The sequence below is a fragment of the Devosia sp. Micro-HW1 genome, assembly GCF_056341075.1.
The window spans coordinates 3,900,534-3,916,087 of sequence record NZ_CP094375.1 but is presented as its reverse complement, the minus strand read 5'-3'; the positions used below and the strand labels follow the sequence as shown (position 1 = coordinate 3,916,087).

The window sequence follows — 15,554 nt, the reverse complement described above, 5'->3', positions numbered from 1 at the left end:
GATCGACGGTCCCGCCAGGACCCCGAGTATGACGAGAAGAGTAACTGCCGCTGCCCCGATTGTCAGAGCCAGAGGTCGTTTCGGAGCGGTTTCGGCCAGTTTGCCCTCCCGATGATTGCGCTCAGACGGCGAAGACTTTCGACCGGTCTATAGTTTGCCCCGCTGCCGAATCCGAAGAAGCCCCGGTCTTCAACAGCTTGTATGTGATTGATTCATACAGAGCTTCAAAGGACGCATCAATGATATTGGGCGAAACGCCGATGGTTCCCCAGCGCTCGCCGCTGCCATCGCGGCTCTCGACCAGTACACGGGTGACCGCGCCCGTGCCGCCGTCCAGGATACGCACCTTGAAATCGGCCAGTTCCAGGTCTTCGATCTGCGCCGAATACTTGCCCAGATCCTTGCGCAACGCCGAGTCCAAGGCATTGACCGGACCATTGCCCTCGGCCACCGACATCAGCAATTCGCCATCAATGCGGATCTTGACCACGGCTTCGGTCACGGTGACGACTTCGCCCTGCGCATTGTGGCGCTGTTCAACCATGGCGCGATAGTGCTCGACATCGAAGAAGTCCGGCAGCGTGCCGAGCACGCGGCGCGCCAGGATGGCAAACGAGGCGTCGGCGCCATCATAGGAATAGCCCCGCGCCTCCCGCTCCTTGACCGTAGCCAGCAGCTTTTCAAGGCGCGGATCGTCCTTTTCGAGCACGATGCCGTGGCGCGCCAGCGCCGTCAGCAGGTTGGACTTGCCCGCCTGTTGGGAAACCATGATGGCGCGCTCATTGCCGACGCTTTCGGGGGGCACGTGCTCGTAGGTGGAAAAGTCCTTGAGCAGGGCCGAGGCATGGATGCCCGCCTTGGTGGCAAAGGCCGAGGCGCCGACATAGGGCGCCTGCCGCGCCGGAGCCCGATTGAGGCGATCATCGAAAGCGCGGGAAATATGCGTGAGCTTCAGCAGCTGATCTGGAGTCACGCCAGTTTCGAAGCGCTCGGCATAGAAGGGCTTCAACACCAGGGTCGGGATCAGGGTGACGAGGTTGGCATTGCCGCAGCGCTCGCCGAGGCCATTGAGCGTGCCCTGGATCTGGCGCACACCGGCCTCTATGGCGGCCAGCGCATTGGCGACGGCCTGGCCGGTATCGTCATGGGGGTGGATGCCCAACCTGTCGCCAGGGGCGTGCTCGGTCGCCTCACCCACGATCCGGCGGACTTCGGACGGCATGGTGCCGCCATTGGTGTCGCAGAGGACAACCCAGCGGGCGCCCGCTTCAAGGGCCGTGGTGACGCAGGAGAGCGCATAGGTGGGGTTGGCCTTAAAGCCATCGAAGAAGTGTTCGAGATCGATCAGCACTTCCTTGCCTGACGCAGCGGCGGTGCGCACCGTATCAGCAAGCGCCTCAAGGTTCTCCTCCGTTGAGATGCCGAGTGCCAGTTCGACCTGATAGTCCCAGGCCTTGCATACAAAACAGGTGGCGTCTGCCGCGGAATTGACCAGCCCCTGCACGCCCGGATCGTTGGCGGCGGAGCGCCCTGCCCTTTTGGTCATGCCGAAGGCGGTGAATGTGGCCTTCCTGGTGCGCTTCTCTTCGAAAAAGGCCGTGTCGACCGGGTTGGCGCCGGGGTAGCCGCCTTCGACATAGTCGACGCCAATCTCTTCGAGCATGCGCGCAATGGCGATCTTGTCCTCCAGCGAGAACTCGATGCCGGCGGTCTGGGCGCCATCGCGGAGGGTCGTGTCGAAGAGATAGAGGCGGTCGCGGGACATTTTTGGGGGCCTAACTCGGATTACTGCTTTGGGGGCCAGGTCGTGGTGTCGTGGTCGGGATGCTGGTTGTTGCTGGCCTTGATGCCGCTCCACCAGGCCTGGCGATCCGGATCTTCGGTCGGGCCACCATTCTCGATTGAGAGGAGCGTCGTGAACCAGGGCACCTGACCTTCCTGTCCGGTATTGGCGCCGGGCGGGAAGAGTTCGGGATGGTCGAGCGAGCCGATGGTGAAGTTGACACGGTTGCCCGTCGTGTCGTCGTAAAAGAGCGGCGTGCCGCACTGAGCGCAGAAGCCGCGATCGACATGTTCGGAGCTGCGGAAACGGGCCGGCTCGCCACGCGTCCAGGTGATGGCCTCGCGTGGCGCGGCGACGAGGGCCGCGAAGACATTCCCCACCGCCTTCTGGCACATGCGGCAGTGGCAGATATGGGAATTGTCGAACATTTCGGTGGCGTGGTAGCGCACGGCGCCGCACTGGCAGCCGCCGCTCACTTCCATTCTGTAGCGCTCCATCAGGTTTCCTCCCGGGGTGGCCAATCGGCCGTGTCGTGGTCGGGATGCTGGTTGGAATGGATACCGGCCATGAAGTCGCGCCATTCGTCGCTCACCTCATGCCGCTCGGGCAGGCTGGTGAGGCCGGCGAAAAAGGGCTGGCGGTCGGTGAGGTTCACCTGGATTTCCGGCGCCGCGACGGACGGATCGTCGAATGCGCCAATGGCCAGTTCAAGCCCGAACCGGGTTTCATAGGCGAGCGGAGTGCCGCAATCGCCACAAAAGGCGCGGCGGGCGGCGTTGGAGCTCTGGAACCATTTGGGCTCGCCGCGGGTCCAGGTGGCGTTGTGCGCCGTAACAAGCGGACCGAAGAACCCGCCAAATGCCTTCTGGCACATGCGGCAATGGCAGATGGAGGGGCGACCGAGCCGTGTGACGCGGAATCGCACCGCGCCACACTGACAGCCACCGGTATGGGATTCAGCCTGGGGCATGACACACTGCTTCTATGTTGTTGCCGTCCGGATCGATGACGAAGGCGGCATAGTAATTGGCACTATAGTGCTCGCGCAGGCCGGGCGCGCCATTGTCGATTCCGCCCGAGGCCATGGCGGCTGCATAGAAGGCATCGACTTCGGCCCGCGTCTCGGTACGGAAGGCATAGTGCCGCCCCGGACCGACTTCCCGGCTTTCGGTCAGCCAGAAATCGGGATGGTCCTTGCCATAGCCGCCGACCTTGACGCCGCCGGTGAATTCCTCCGGCACCTGATTGAGCAGGCTTATGCCGAGCGGGGCAAAGGCGGCGTCGTAGAAGCCCTTGGTCTTGTTCCAGTCCGCGACGAGAATTCCAACGTGATCAAGCATATGAGCGACTCCGGTTTGTGGAGCGGTGATGGGATGCCAGTCGGGTGTCAGAGGATGGCAGGATGGCAGGATGGTCAAATCCCCCTCATCCGCCCTTCGGGCACCTTCTCCCACGAGGGGAGAAGGGCGGCACCGCATTTGATCGCGGTGCACGGCAGACCACCGGCTTTCCTTCTCCCCTTGTGGGAGAAGGTGGCGCGAAGCGACGGATGAGGGGGGCCGCATCATGACTGCCCCTCGTGCAATTTCGTCCATATGACGTCGGCTACAGAATGGGGACGGGCGAGGATGTCGTTGTTCCACAGGCGCAGGAGGCGGAAGCCACGGCGATTCAATTCCGCGTCGCGGGTCATGTCGTGTGCGTTGTCGGCGTATTGCGATCCATCCGCCTCGATGATCAGCATCTCCTCGTAGCAGACGAAGTCTGCGATATAGGGACCGATCGGAACCTGACGGCGGAACTTGAAACCAATGAAGCGACGGTCTCTCAACAAAGACCAGAGTTTGCGCTCCGCAAGGGTTGGCTCCCGTCGCATGGTTCTCGCATAACCCAGCAGCCTGTGGTCATCAGACATCCTGTCCCCCTCATCCGCCCTTCGGGCACCTTCTCCCACAAGGGGAGAAGGGTGGCATCGAGTTTGACCACGATGCAAGGCAGACCACCGGCTCCCCTTCTCCCCTTGCGGGAGAAGGTGGCGCGGAGCGCCGGATGAGGGGGCTTGCGACATCACCGCTTCACCTCCCACTTGGTCTGGCGCGCGCCGGTTTCGTCCTTGTAGTCCATCAGCACGATGCCCTGTGACGCGAGCGCGTTGCGGATCACGTCGGCCTGGGCGAAGTCCCTGGCGTTGAGGGCGGCGAGGCGGGCGGCGATCTGGCCTTCGACAGCCGCGTCGACGCCCACTTCGCGCTTGATGTTTATGCCCATGAGACCGGCCAGGGCTAGGGCATCGTCTGCCCTGCCCTCGTCCATGATCAGGGCGTGGATGCGGGCAATGGCGCCCGGCGTGTCGAGGTCGTCGGCGAGACGCTCGACAAGATCGGCGGATATACCGGTGGAAGGTTCGGCGTCGCCGACGGCGCGCTCCCACTTTTCGAGCATGTGGACAGCCTCCTCCAGCCGGCGCTGCGAAAAGTCGATCGGCTCGCGGTAATGCGTCATCAGCATGGCCAGCCGCAGGACTTCGCCGGGCCATTTGCGGCCGCCGAAGGCTTCGGTTTCGAGGAGGTCGTGGATGGTGAAGAAGTTGCCCAGGCTCTTGGACATCTTCTGGCCTTCGACCTGAAGAAAGCCGTTGTGCATCCAGACATTGGCCATGGCGTGCGAGCCATGGGCGCAGCGCGACTGCGCGATTTCGTTTTCGTGGTGGGGGAAGATGAGGTCGAGCCCGCCGCCATGGATGTCGAAGGTTTGCCCGAGATAGCGCTCGGACATGGCCGAGCATTCGATATGCCAGCCGGGGCGGCCGCGGCCCCAGGGGCTGTCCCAGCCGGGTTCCTCGGCGCTGGACTGTTTCCAGAGCACGAAATCGGCCGGGTCTTCCTTGTGCGGATCGACGGCAACGCGAGCACCGGCCAGATTGTCTTCGAGATTGCGGCCGGACAGCTGGCCGTAGTCGGGCATAGAGCGCGTGCGGAACAGCACTTCGCCGCCGGCCTCATAGGCGTGGCTGCGCTGGATCAGCGTACCGATCAGGCGCTGCATCTCGTCGATATTGTCGGTGGCGCGCGGCTGGACCGTGGGCTCGAGGCAGCCGAGGGCAGCAACGTCCTTCTGATATTGGGCTGCCGTGGTCTCCGTGACCTTGCGGATAGCCTCGTTCAGCGGCAGATCGGGATGATCGCGCAGGGCGCGGGCGTTGATCTTGTCATCGACGTCGGTGATGTTGCGCACATAGGTGACGTGCTCGGCGCCGAAGGTGTGGCGCAGGACGCGGAACAAGAGGTCGAAGACGATGGCGGCGCGGCCATTGCCGATATGGGCGAAATCATAAACCGTCGGGCCGCAGGCATAGAGACGCACATTATTCGCATCCATGGGCGCGAACGGCGCCTTGGTGCGGGTGAGCGTGTTGTAGAACGAGAGCTGCGGCTTTGCCGTTGTCATCGAGTGGTCCTGTGGCCAGACATGAAAATGCCCTGGCGGGAGAGCCTCTATCCGTTCGAACCTATCGGGATGAAGAAGACCGCTCCGCCAACGCTTGGGTTAGCAGGTAATAATGCAGCAGGTAATGGTGCACGAGGTCTTCATGGCGCGAAGATTGGCCGGGCGCCCCAAGGAAATCAAGCCCCCAACGTCCTTTTCGGTACGGGCCACGAAAATGGGCGGCCCGGAGGCCGCCCTATCGCTTTGGAGGCGAAGTCATCCGGCCTCAGGAGGCCCGGAACTTGTCGTGGCATGTGCCGCATTGACCCATGACGGTCTGAAGGCCTGCCTTGTAGGCTTCAACATCGCCAGCCTGGGCACCTGCGAGGGCGGCTTCCGCGCCACCCTTGGCCGTGTCCATGAGCCCGGCAAACTCTTCCCAGTTTTCCCAGATCACCGGCAGAGCCCTTGAACCATCAATGGCGGAGCCTTCGGGGAAAAGGTCGGGAAGCTGCGTAAAATTGTCAACCAATGTCTGCGCGGCGGCTATAGCTTCGTCGCCGGTCTTGTCCATGGCACCACCCTGAAGGACGGCGCCATTCGACTTCATGAGGTCCTGGCGCATGGCCACGGCCTCTTCGGGGCTGAGAGCATCCTGGGCTGTAACAGCGAATGCGCCAACCGCGACCAAGGCAACGACTGCCAGGGCCGTAATGCTACGGATGACCATATCTGCACCTTGCTTGGTTATGCGTCGGATTCCTCAATCCGACCCTTCTACAGTCGCACGCAACGGGGTGCCGACCCAACGAGAACACGGGAATGTTACCAAGCAGCGAGATGGGCCGGCCGCAGCCCTGCCGGACAGGAAAACAGCCCCCGATTCAGGCGTGAAAACTGCTGGTCATGCTGGCGACAGGCTGCCCTTTAGCGTGCAATCAGCCGGGCAGCACTGTCACGGCCTGCTCGATGTCTCCGAAGACGGACCTGCCGCCCCCATCGACCGCCCGGATGCGCACCTTGTCGCCAGCCTTGAGGAAGGGGGTGCGCGCCCGGCCAAACTTGGCTTTCTCGGCGGTCCGCGCCTCGGCAATGCAGCCAAAGCCGATACCATCGGCCTTGATCGGGAGGGTCTGATCATGCGGATTGGAGACGGTGCCGCCCCCGATAATCGTTCCGGCAGCAAGATTGCGGGTCCGTGCCGCCTCGACGATCAGATCGGCGAAATCGAAATGCATTCCAATGCCGGCATTGGGCTGGCCGTATAGCGTGCCATTGACCTCGACCCGCAGCGGCAAGTGCAGGCGATTGTTGGACCAGGCCGTGCCGAGCTGGTCAGGCGTCACGACGACCGGCGCGAAGCTGGTGGATGGCTTGGAGTGGAAAAAGCCAAATCCGTTCTGCAGGTCATCGGCCACGAGGCGACGCAGCGAGACGTCATTGAGGATGGTCACCAGGCGGATGGCGTCGGAGGCCTGCCAATAGGCCGCGCCCATGGGCACAGCACCAATGATGACGCCCACCTCGGCTTCGTAGTCGAGGGCGAGGTCATCGCTGGGCACGACGATCGGCGCGTGGCAGCCCGAGAGCGAATCGGACGCGCCCTGGTAGAGCAGCGGCCGGATGGACTGCAATTCGGCATCCTTGCTGCCCTTGAGGGAGCGGACACGCTCGAGGTGGCTCAGATAGGCAGAGCCGTCGATCCACTGGAAAGCGCGCGGCAGCGGAGCCTTGGCCGAGCCCGGTTCGAAGGGCTGACCCGCGATCTGCCCCGCGTCGAGCTGGCGTGAGAGGTCCGCCAGCGCTGGAGCCACATGCTCCCAATCATCAAGGGCGAGCTGCATGGTGGCGGCGATCCGGCCGGCGGACACACAGCGTGTCAGGTCTTCGGAAACCAATACAAGCTGGCCATCCGGGCGGTGATTGCGCAGGGTGGCGAGTTTCATACAGTGGTCTCCTTTGGTCCGGTGTTGTCCCCAGGCGATACCGATGGGACAAATCACGCGCTATAATGTTGCCATGAGCCCTAGCGATATCTTAAGGACCGAGATGCTCGGGCGGTTGCGGATCACGGAGCATGTGTCGCGTTTCGACGCTCCAGACGGGATTTAGGCGTGAAGTTCAGTTTGACCGGAATGAGACCCTTTTTCCTGCTTGCCATGGCGATGGTCACGATGGCCCTCGACGTACAGTCCGCGCATGCCCAGGCTGCGCAATGTGCCCAGTTGCAGGCGGCCTTGTCGCAGTTCGATCGCAATAGTGATTTCCGTCAAATGGGTGGCAATTCCAACGCCGGAGAGCAATTGCGCCGCCAGGTTCAGCAGGCAGAAAGCCGCTATATCAGAGAAGGTTGCAACGACGATGCGCGCGCCGGACGGGTGCTGACGCAAAGCTGCCAGTTGATCGCCCGCGACGTGCTCGACCTGCGCGACCAGTATGCCCAGGTCAGCCAGCAGGTGGAAACCGCCAATGCCGTGGCCCAGCAACGCGAGGCCATCCTACAGGAAATGGCCCGCTTCGGCTGCAATGCCGGCTCCAGCGCCACCTTTACCCAGGACCGCCAGAACATTTTCGACCGCATCTTCGGCACCACGTCGGAAGGTGATTTCACCAATGGCGACTTCATCGATGGCGGCGACTATTGGGGCTATAGCGGCTACAACACCGTGCGCACCGTCTGCGTGCGCATGAGCGACGGCTATTTCTGGCCGATCAGCTACGCCACCCTGCCCGATTACGTGGGCAATGACCTGATGACCTGCCAGCAGATGTGCCCCAATACGGCGGTGGACCTTTATTACTATGCCAATCCGGGCGAAGAACCCGAGCAGATGCGCAATATCAGCGGCTCGTCCTATATTTCGCTGCCGACGGCCTTTGCCTATCGCAATGATTTCGACAAGACAGCCACATGCCAGGCCACACCGGTTGCCGACGGCGCGGTATCGGTCGTCGCCAGCGCCGATGGCACGAGCCGCACCATGCTCGACATCAACGGCCTGCGCATTCCCATGCCGCTGCGCGATCCGCGCGGAGTCGTGCCGGTGCAGGCAGCGCCCGTGGAAGCGGTGATGGATGTCGCGCTGGTCGATGTCCCCCTGCCCCGCCCGCGCCCGGCTGCGCCGGGCCAGGTGGCGCGCACGCCGACCGCACCTGCAGAGCCGGACCTGCGGATCGTTCAGTTCGGTGACAAGGCCGTCAGGGTAGTCGGTCCAGACACGCCTTACGCCCAATCAGGACAAGCAGGGACTTGAGCTCCGGGCCGTCGTGGCGGCCGGTCAGCGCCATGCGCAACGGGAGGAACAGGGCCTTGCCCTTGCGTCCCGTCGTGATCTTGAGTGCGTCGGTCCACTGAGCCCAGGTGGTCTCGTCCCAGGGTTCGGGCGGCAGCAGAGACTTGGCCAGAGCCAGGAAGTCGCGGTCCTCGTGAGCGACGACGGGCTCCACCGGCCCGGTCACCAGCTTCGACCATTCCGCAATATCGGGGAACCTGACAAGGTTTTCGCGCAGCAGCAGCCACATCGCCTCGCCTTCGAGGCCCATGGCGGACAGGCGCGAGGAGGCTTCGGCATAGGGCATGGCATGGAGCAGGCGGGCATTGAGTGTGTCGAGCTCGGCCGGATCGAAGCGCGCGGAGCCATGCGAAATCATCGAAAAGTCGAGCCTTTCCGCGATGGCGTCGAGGCTGGCATAGGGCTCGACCGAGAGACTGGTGCCAGTCAGCGTGGCAACGATCGCAATGGCCAGAGGCTCGTAGCCTTCGGCGCGGAAATCACTGATCGACTGGCTGCCCAGACGCTTGGAAAAGCCCTGCCCCTGCGCGTCGGTAAGGAGATTATGATGGCCGAAGACCGGCACAGTGCCGCCCAGGGCCTCGAAAATCTCGATCTGCGTGCCGGTGTTGGACACGTGGTCCTCGCCGCGGATCACATGGGTGATACCCAGGTCGATGTCGTCGACCACCGAGGGCAAGGTGTAGAGGTAGGAGCCATCGGCCCGGATCAGCACGGGATCAGACATGGAGGCGGTGTTGACCGTCTGCGGTCCCTTGATCAGGTCGTCGAACTGTACCGGACGGCCATCGAGCTTGAAGCGCCAATGCGGCGCGCGGCCCTCGGCTTCGAGGCGGGCACGGTCTTCGGCACTGAGGTCGAGCGCGGCGCGGTCATAGATCGGCGGCTTGCCGAGGAGCCGGGCGCGTGCTCGCTTGCGGTCGAGCTCCTCCTCGGTTTCGTAGCAGGCGTAGAGCCGGCCGGCGGCGATGAGCTTGTCACGGGCCGCATCATAGAGCGCTGATCGTTCGGACTGGCGGACCAGCAGGTCGGGCTGGACCCCGAGCCAGGCCAGGTCGGCCTCGATACCATCGGCAAATTCACGCGTGGAGCGTGCGAGGTCGGTATCGTCCATGCGCAGCACATAGCGGCCGCCGTGGCGACGGGCGAAATACCAGTTGAGCAAGGCCGGACGGGCATTGCCGAGGTGGATGCGGCCGGTGGGGGACGGTGCCCAGCGAACGGTTACGCTCATCCGACTGTCGGGTCCTTGTAGCCATTGGTAATGGGGTATTTGCGGCCCTGCCCAAAAGCGCGCGGGGTCAGCTTGGGGCCGGGCGCGGACTGGCGGCGCTTGTATTCGGCGATGTTGAGCAGGCGCTCGATACGCTTGACCAGCGCCGCGTCGTGCCCGCGCTTGACGATGTCGCCCAGCGCCATTTCTTCCTCGACGATGCAGGTGAGGATGTCATCGAGGACCGGATAGGGCGGCAGGCTGTCCTGGTCGGTCTGGTCGGGGCGGAGTTCGGCGCTGGGCGCCTTGTCGATGATCGACTGGGGAATGACTTCCCCTGCCCGTCCGAGGCAGTCGCCGGGCATGTGCTTGTTCCGCCAGTCGGCGAGCTTGTAGACATCCATCTTGAACATGTCCTTGAGCGGATTGTAGCCGCCATTCATGTCGCCATAGATGGTGGCATAGCCCACGCCCATTTCGCTCTTGTTGCCGGTCGTGAGCAGCATGGAGCCGAGCTTGTTCGACACCGCCATGAGGATGGTGCCGCGCATGCGCGACTGGATGTTTTCCTCGGCGGTATCGAGCGGGCGATTGCCGAAAATGGGTTGCAACTCGGCCAGCGCATTGTCGACCGGATCGCCAATGGCCACGACGTCATAGCGCACGCCGAGGCGTTCGGCGCAGTCCCTGGCGTCCTTGAGGCTCGCCTCGGACGTGTAGCGATAGGGCAGCATGATGGCATGGACCTTTTCGGGCCCGAAGGCATCGGCGGCCATGGCGGCGACCACGGCGCTGTCAATGCCGCCCGAAAGCCCGAGCGCGACATGGGAGAAGCCATTCTTGAGAACGTAGTCGCGCAGCCCCAGCACGCAGGCGCGCCAGGGCGCTTCCTCGACAGAGGTCAGCTCGGTGACATGGCCATTGGTACAGGTCCAACCGGCGTCGGTACGGGTCCAGTCCGAGAGAATGAAATCGGGCTCGAAGCTCTTGCCCTGCAGAACCAGCTTGTCACCCGGCTCCATGGCAAAGGAAGCGCCGTCGAAGACCAGCTCGTCCTGGCCGCCCACCTGATTGAGATAGAGCATGGGCACGCCATCCTCGGCGACGCGGGCGCGCACCAGATCCTTTCGGATATGCTGCTTGTTGGTCCAGTAGGGCGAGCCATTGGGACAGAGCATGATCTCGGCGCCGCGCATGGCCAGATGCTCGCAGACCGCCGTGTGCCACACGTCTTCGCAGATCGGGATGCCGACCTCGACGCCCTTTATGGTGACCGGCAGCGGCAAGGGGCCGGGCTGGAAGTAGCGCGGCTCATAGAAGACATCGCTATCGGGCAGCTCGCGCTTGTAGCGGATGGCCGTGATCTCGCCCTTCTCGGCCACGAGAACGGCATTGTGCAGGCCAGCGACATCGAGCCAGATCGAGGGCAGGATCAGTGCAACATCTCTGCCCTTCGTATCGGCGACGAGCGCCCGGGCGGCCGCCAGGGCGTCCTTGATGAACTGCTGCTTGAACAGAAGGTCATCCGGGAAATAGCCGGTCAGGAACAGCTCGGAGAACATCAGGATGTCCGCGCCAGCCGTCGTGGCATCCTCCAGCGCCTTGCGGGCCAGCGCCAGATTTCCGGTAAGGTCGCCAACCTTGGGATTGAGCTGGGCGAGCGCGATGCGGAGCTGATCGGTCACAAGGAAGAACCTGGAATGCGGACATGAGGACGAACCGGCGCGGCGGCCGGATGCGGCGCCAGACTTAGCTTCTCACCCCGGCGAGGGCAAGCACTGCTGGCGGGACCGCAGGACTGGCCAAGGCATTCGGGGTTTGGTAACGGATACATATCACTTTCGATCACATTATTGCCCATTGGACCCGAAGACCGGGAACTTCGTCCGTCCGCCCCAGTTTCAAGTCTATCCCGAAAATGCTGTACGTGCCGCTTTATGAATTATCGCATCCTCATCGTTGAAGACGAATATATCGTAGCCGCCGAGATCGAGGACGTGGTCGCAGATATGGGCCACCGTCCCATCGGTATTGCCGGAGATCAGCGATCCGCGCTGGCCCTGGCGAGCCAGGCCGATATTGCCCTCGTCGACCTCAACCTGCTCGATGGCCCAACCGGGACCACCATCGGCAAAATTCTTGCTCAGACACACGGGGTCACTGTCGTGTTCATCACGGCTAACCCGTCGCAGCTCGGAGATGGGGTGCCTGGAACCATCGGCGTGCTGCCAAAGCCAGCGACTGAAGCCGACATTCGCGAAGCCATCAACTTCGCCGTGGCGCGCCGCGTCTCTGAAGCGGCGGCTGCACCGCGCCGGATGAAACTGTTCAACTGGGGCGACGATACCACCAGCTTCGCCGGCTGATCATTGGTCCCCGCTGGCCGGGGCGGTGAGCTTCGACGACCGCGACAGCGCATCGCGCGGAACCAGGGCAGTTACCTCCAGGCCCGCTTCCTTCCACGACCGGGACAGCGTCCCACGCATCTGGCCCTCAACGGACATGCCGAGCAGGCGTGTGCCAAAACCCCTCAGTTCCGTTGGTTCAACCACGGTTGGGCCGCCGAATTCGCGCCAGTTGATCCGGTACTGGTCACCCAGAATTTCGCCAGTGACTTCCACCTTCCCGTTCGGCTGGGAGAGCGCACCATATTTGGCCGCGTTGGTGGCCAGTTCGTGGAACAGCAGGGCCAGTGGCGTAGCGGCCGCATCATCGATGGCAATGTCGTCGCCGATGAAACGCACGCGCTGCGCCTCGCCACCGCCTTCGTTATACGGACGCATCAGCCGCTCCAGGAAAGCCGACAGCTTCCCCTGCCCCAGATGCACTGCCGAAAGATGGCTGTGCGGCCGCACAAAGTCATGGGCTTCGCCAAGGGCGAAGATGCGCCGACGCAACTGGTCGGCGAACTCCCTGGCTTCCGGCCGGCTGCGAGCCGAGAGACCGATAATGCCGGAGAGCACAGCAAAGATGTTCTTGATCCGGTGGCTCAGCTCCTGAGCCACCAGCTCACGTTCTTCAGCCGCGAGACGCGCTTCATGGATATCGGTACACGTGCCAATCCAGCGAACGATGGTGCCCTGCGCGTCCCGGATCGGCAGTGCACGGCCAAGGGTCCAGCGATACTGGCCGGTATGGTGCCGCAGCCGGTATTCGATCTGATAGGGCTCACCCGTTTCCAGCGACTGGCGCCAGGCAGCCCAGGCGCGGTCCTGGTCGTCGGGATGGAACATGCCGTTCCAGCCCTCGCCGTCGGTCGAGCCGACGGGAACGCCGGTAAACTCGTACCAGCGTGCATTGTAATAGTCGTGGAAGCCGTCCGGCAGGGTCGACCAAACCATCTGCGGCATGGTGTCGGCCAGGGTTCGGAACTGCAATTCGCTCTTCGCCAGCGCCTCGGCAACATGCTTCTGATGGGTGATGTCGACGACAACGCCGGGGAAGCGCACAGGCTTGCCTTCGGAATCAAGGCGCGGCCGCCCGGAGGCAACAACCCACACTACCTCCCCGTCGGCACCGAGAAGCCGGTATTCGGACCGGAAGGGCGATGCGTCGCGCAATGACGCGGCAATCTCGGCGGTCACCCGTTCAACGTCACCGGGGTGAATGGCAGACAGAAACTGCTCCACGGGGACTCCCAGACCGGCCTGCAGGGAATCGAGATTGTAGAGCGCGGCGAAGCGGTCATCGGAGGTGACGCGATTGGTGGCAACGTCCCAATCCCAGGTCCCGACGAGATCCGAGCCGGAAATGGCGAGGGACAGACGCTCCTCGGATCGGGCCAAAGCCCGCTCCGCCAGGATGCGGTCGGTAATTTCATGGACGATGCAGAGGGTTCCCATGGACTGGCCATCGTCGCCCACCACCGGGCTGTAGTGCAGGTCCATCCAGGCCGACTCCATGTGGCCATGGCGGTTGAGCACCAGTTCCTGATTGTGAAAGGCCCAGGACTCTCCGGCGAGACCACGCGCGATATTGGCACTATTGAAGTCGGCGATCTCGGGCCAGGCATCGAGCGCGGGCATGCCGAAAATGTCGGGGTGGCGGTTGCCGGCAAAGCGCGCATAGGCGTCATTGTAGAGAAGAACGCCGCGTTCCCCGATCAGCATGACCATCGGCGTCGAAGCCACCAGCATGGTGCGGACCGCGCCCTTGAGGCTTTCGGACCAATCCGGAATGATGCCCAGTGGATTGGCGGCCCAGTCGTAGGTGTTGAAAAGTTTGACGGTGGGGTCCTGCTCGAGACGTGCTCGGGTCTCAGGGGCAGCATTGGGAAAAAGCGACTTTGGCATGGCCTACTCGTCGGACGCAATCAAGATGGCTGGTTCCGCCGACAGTTAAGACCCCACGCCACGGCAAATAACGGCGCCGCGGCCGTTTGGTTCACATCTTTGCGAGGCTTATTTGACCCTCGACGCGCTTACTCGCCCGCCGCAGCCACGCGGCGCGGCGGCTTCTGGGCATGGACTTCCTCGGCGACGAGGAAGGCCAGTTCCAATGCCTGGCTGGCATTGAGGCGCGGGTCGCAATAGGTGTTGTAGCGATCCGACAGGGTCGCCTCGGTGACGGCCGATACACCACCGACGCATTCGGTGACGTCGTCGCCGGTCATCTCGATATGCACGCCGCCGGCATAGGTGCCCATTTCGCGGTGCACTTCGAAGAAGTTCTTCACTTCCCCCAGGACGCGATCGAAGGGACGGGTCTTGAAGCCCGTGGAGGCCTTTACCGTGTTGCCATGCATCGGGTCGCAGCACCAGACGACGGTGCGGCCGGCCTTCTGCACGGTCTCGATGAGGCGCGGCAGGTGCTCGTGAACCTTGTCGACGCCGAAGCGCGAAATCAGGGTGATGCGGCCGGCTTCGTCGGTGGGGTTGAGCCGGTCGAGCAGGCGCAGCAGGTCGTCATTGGCGAGGCTCGGGCCGCACTTGATGCCGATGGGATTGTGGATGCCGGCAAAATACTCGACATGCGCCTCATCGGGATTGCGGGTGCGGTCACCGATCCAGAGCATGTGGCCGGAAGTGGCGTACCAGTTGTTGGTGATCGAATCCCGGCGGGTCAGCGACTCCTCGTAGCCGAGCAGCAGCGCTTCGTGGCTGGTGTAGAAGCTGGTCTGCTTGAGGGCCGGGGTATTTTCCGGATTGAGGCCAAGCGCACCCATGAAGGTGATGGCGTCGTCGATGCGGCGGGCCACTTCCTCGAAACGGGCATCCCAGCTCGAGCCCTTCATGAAGCCCATGGTCCATTCGTGGATGCGGGTCAGCTCGGCATAGCCGCCCATGGAGAAGGCACGCAGCAGGTTGAGCGTCGCCGCCGACTGGCGATAGGCCTGGAGCAGGCGGTCGGGATTGGGGACGCGAGCGGCTTCGGTGAAGGCGATGTCGTTGATGATGTCGCCACGATAGGAGGGCAGCTCGACGCCGTCGATGACCTCGGTATCGGCCGAACGCGGCTTGGCGAACTGACCGGCGACGCGGCCGACCTTGACCACGGGCTTACTGGAGCCATGGGTCAGCACCACCGCCATCTGCAGGAAGACGCGGAAGAAGTCGCGGATGTGGTCCGCGCCATGTTCGGCGAAGCTTTCGGCGCAGTCGCCACCCTGCAACAGGAAGGCCTCGCCACGGGCAACAGCGGCCAGGCGCGTCTTCAACTCGCGTGCTTCGCCGGCAAAGACCAGCGGCGGGAAGGAAGCGAGCTGGCGCTCGGCATCGGCCAGGGCGGCGGGATCGGGATAGGCCGGCACCTGCCGGATCGGCTTGTCACGCCAGGAGCTGGGGGTCCAGGTGGTCATCTTCAATCTCGCTCAGGCGCGGTACTGCGCGTTACGGCGTCC

The 15,554-nt window shown here is 63.3% G+C and carries 14 protein-coding genes; 2 read left to right on the top strand and 12 right to left on the bottom strand.

Features of this window, described 5'->3' with window-relative positions:
* Positions 1–121: 121 nt before the first annotated feature.
* From cimA to MQW79_RS18790, 8 genes are all read right to left on the bottom strand, one after another.
* Positions 122–1,765 carry a citramalate synthase gene (cimA, locus tag MQW79_RS18825; RefSeq protein ID WP_476586066.1) on the bottom strand — a complete coding sequence of 548 codons (1,644 nt, stop codon included), beginning with the start codon at positions 1,763–1,765 and terminating at the stop codon, positions 122–124.
* A gap of 20 nt (positions 1,766–1,785) precedes the next feature.
* On the bottom strand, positions 1,786–2,280 hold the full coding sequence (locus tag MQW79_RS18820) for a GFA family protein (protein ID WP_476586064.1): 495 nt from the start codon (positions 2,278–2,280) through the stop codon (positions 1,786–1,788).
* A complete protein-coding gene (locus MQW79_RS18815) occupies positions 2,280–2,753 on the bottom strand; it encodes a GFA family protein (RefSeq protein ID WP_476586063.1) in 474 nt (157 codons plus the stop codon). Before MQW79_RS18815 ends, MQW79_RS18820 begins: the two co-directional genes overlap by 1 nt.
* Entirely contained in the window at positions 2,740–3,123 is a 384-nt protein-coding gene (locus MQW79_RS18810; protein WP_476586062.1) for a VOC family protein, read from the bottom strand. The genes MQW79_RS18815 and MQW79_RS18810 overlap by 14 nt, the downstream gene beginning before the upstream one ends.
* 224 nt (positions 3,124–3,347) lie before the next feature.
* On the bottom strand, positions 3,348–3,698 hold the full coding sequence (locus MQW79_RS18805) for an endonuclease domain-containing protein (RefSeq protein ID WP_476586061.1): 351 nt from the start codon (positions 3,696–3,698) through the stop codon (positions 3,348–3,350).
* A 152-nt stretch (positions 3,699–3,850) separates the two neighbouring features.
* On the bottom strand, positions 3,851–5,230 hold the full coding sequence (cysS, locus tag MQW79_RS18800) for a cysteine--tRNA ligase (protein ID WP_476586060.1): 1,380 nt from the start codon (positions 5,228–5,230) through the stop codon (positions 3,851–3,853).
* Positions 5,231–5,495: 265 nt separating this feature from the next.
* A complete protein-coding gene (locus tag MQW79_RS18795) occupies positions 5,496–5,939 on the bottom strand; it encodes a c-type cytochrome (protein ID WP_476586059.1) in 444 nt (147 codons plus the stop codon).
* 208 nt (positions 5,940–6,147) lie between these two features.
* Complete coding sequence (locus MQW79_RS18790; RefSeq protein ID WP_476586058.1) at positions 6,148–7,155, bottom strand: fumarylacetoacetate hydrolase family protein; 1,008 nt, start codon at positions 7,153–7,155, stop codon at positions 6,148–6,150.
* A gap of 168 nt (positions 7,156–7,323) precedes the next feature.
* On the opposite strand from MQW79_RS18790, the gene MQW79_RS18785 reads away from it, so the two are divergent.
* A complete protein-coding gene (locus MQW79_RS18785) occupies positions 7,324–8,463 on the top strand; it encodes a DUF2865 domain-containing protein (RefSeq protein ID WP_476586057.1) in 1,140 nt (379 codons plus the stop codon).
* Here the strand turns inward: MQW79_RS18785 and gltX are convergent.
* Both gltX and MQW79_RS18775 read right to left on the bottom strand, forming a co-directional pair.
* Entirely contained in the window at positions 8,408–9,736 is a 1,329-nt protein-coding gene (gene gltX / locus MQW79_RS18780; RefSeq protein WP_476586055.1) for a glutamate--tRNA ligase, read from the bottom strand. The two genes, MQW79_RS18785 and gltX, sit on opposite strands and share 56 nt — an antisense overlap.
* Positions 9,733–11,400, bottom strand: coding sequence for an NAD+ synthase (locus MQW79_RS18775; protein ID WP_476586054.1), 1,668 nt, complete (start codon positions 11,398–11,400; stop codon positions 9,733–9,735). Before MQW79_RS18775 ends, gltX begins: the two co-directional genes overlap by 4 nt.
* Before the next feature lie 168 nt (positions 11,401–11,568).
* On the opposite strand from MQW79_RS18775, the gene MQW79_RS18770 reads away from it, so the two are divergent.
* Positions 11,569–12,081: a response regulator gene (locus MQW79_RS18770; protein WP_476586052.1), complete on the top strand. Its 513-nt coding sequence runs from the start codon at positions 11,569–11,571 to the stop codon at positions 12,079–12,081.
* Here MQW79_RS18770 and MQW79_RS18765 read toward each other — a convergent pair whose 3' ends face one another.
* A complete protein-coding gene (locus MQW79_RS18765) occupies positions 12,082–14,007 on the bottom strand; it encodes a PAS domain-containing protein (protein ID WP_476586051.1) in 1,926 nt (641 codons plus the stop codon).
* A 128-nt stretch (positions 14,008–14,135) separates the two neighbouring features.
* Positions 14,136–15,512, bottom strand: a complete 1,377-nt coding sequence (locus tag MQW79_RS18760) for a class II 3-deoxy-7-phosphoheptulonate synthase (RefSeq protein WP_476586050.1) — start codon at positions 15,510–15,512, stop codon at positions 14,136–14,138.
* Between the last annotated feature and the right edge of the window lie 42 nt (positions 15,513–15,554).

What these genes read in the sequence shown, in the direction of transcription:
- cimA (WP_476586066.1), bottom strand. Translation starts at nt 1,765, where the DNA reads ATGTCCCGCGACCGCCTCTATCTCTTCGACACGACCCTCCGCGATGGC.
- MQW79_RS18820 (WP_476586064.1), bottom strand. Translation starts at nt 2,280, where the DNA reads ATGGAGCGCTACAGAATGGAAGTGAGCGGCGGCTGCCAGTGCGGCGCC.
- MQW79_RS18815 (WP_476586063.1), bottom strand. Translation starts at nt 2,753, where the DNA reads ATGCCCCAGGCTGAATCCCATACCGGTGGCTGTCAGTGTGGCGCGGTG.
- MQW79_RS18810 (WP_476586062.1), bottom strand. Translation starts at nt 3,123, where the DNA reads ATGCTTGATCACGTTGGAATTCTCGTCGCGGACTGGAACAAGACCAAG.
- MQW79_RS18805 (WP_476586061.1), bottom strand. Translation starts at nt 3,698, where the DNA reads ATGTCTGATGACCACAGGCTGCTGGGTTATGCGAGAACCATGCGACGG.
- cysS (WP_476586060.1), bottom strand. Translation starts at nt 5,230, where the DNA reads ATGACAACGGCAAAGCCGCAGCTCTCGTTCTACAACACGCTCACCCGC.
- MQW79_RS18795 (WP_476586059.1), bottom strand. Translation starts at nt 5,939, where the DNA reads ATGGTCATCCGTAGCATTACGGCCCTGGCAGTCGTTGCCTTGGTCGCG.
- MQW79_RS18790 (WP_476586058.1), bottom strand. Translation starts at nt 7,155, where the DNA reads ATGAAACTCGCCACCCTGCGCAATCACCGCCCGGATGGCCAGCTTGTA.
- gltX (WP_476586055.1), bottom strand. Translation starts at nt 9,736, where the DNA reads ATGAGCGTAACCGTTCGCTGGGCACCGTCCCCCACCGGCCGCATCCAC.
- MQW79_RS18765 (WP_476586051.1), bottom strand. Translation starts at nt 14,007, where the DNA reads ATGCCAAAGTCGCTTTTTCCCAATGCTGCCCCTGAGACCCGAGCACGT.
- MQW79_RS18760 (WP_476586050.1), bottom strand. Translation starts at nt 15,512, where the DNA reads ATGACCACCTGGACCCCCAGCTCCTGGCGTGACAAGCCGATCCGGCAG.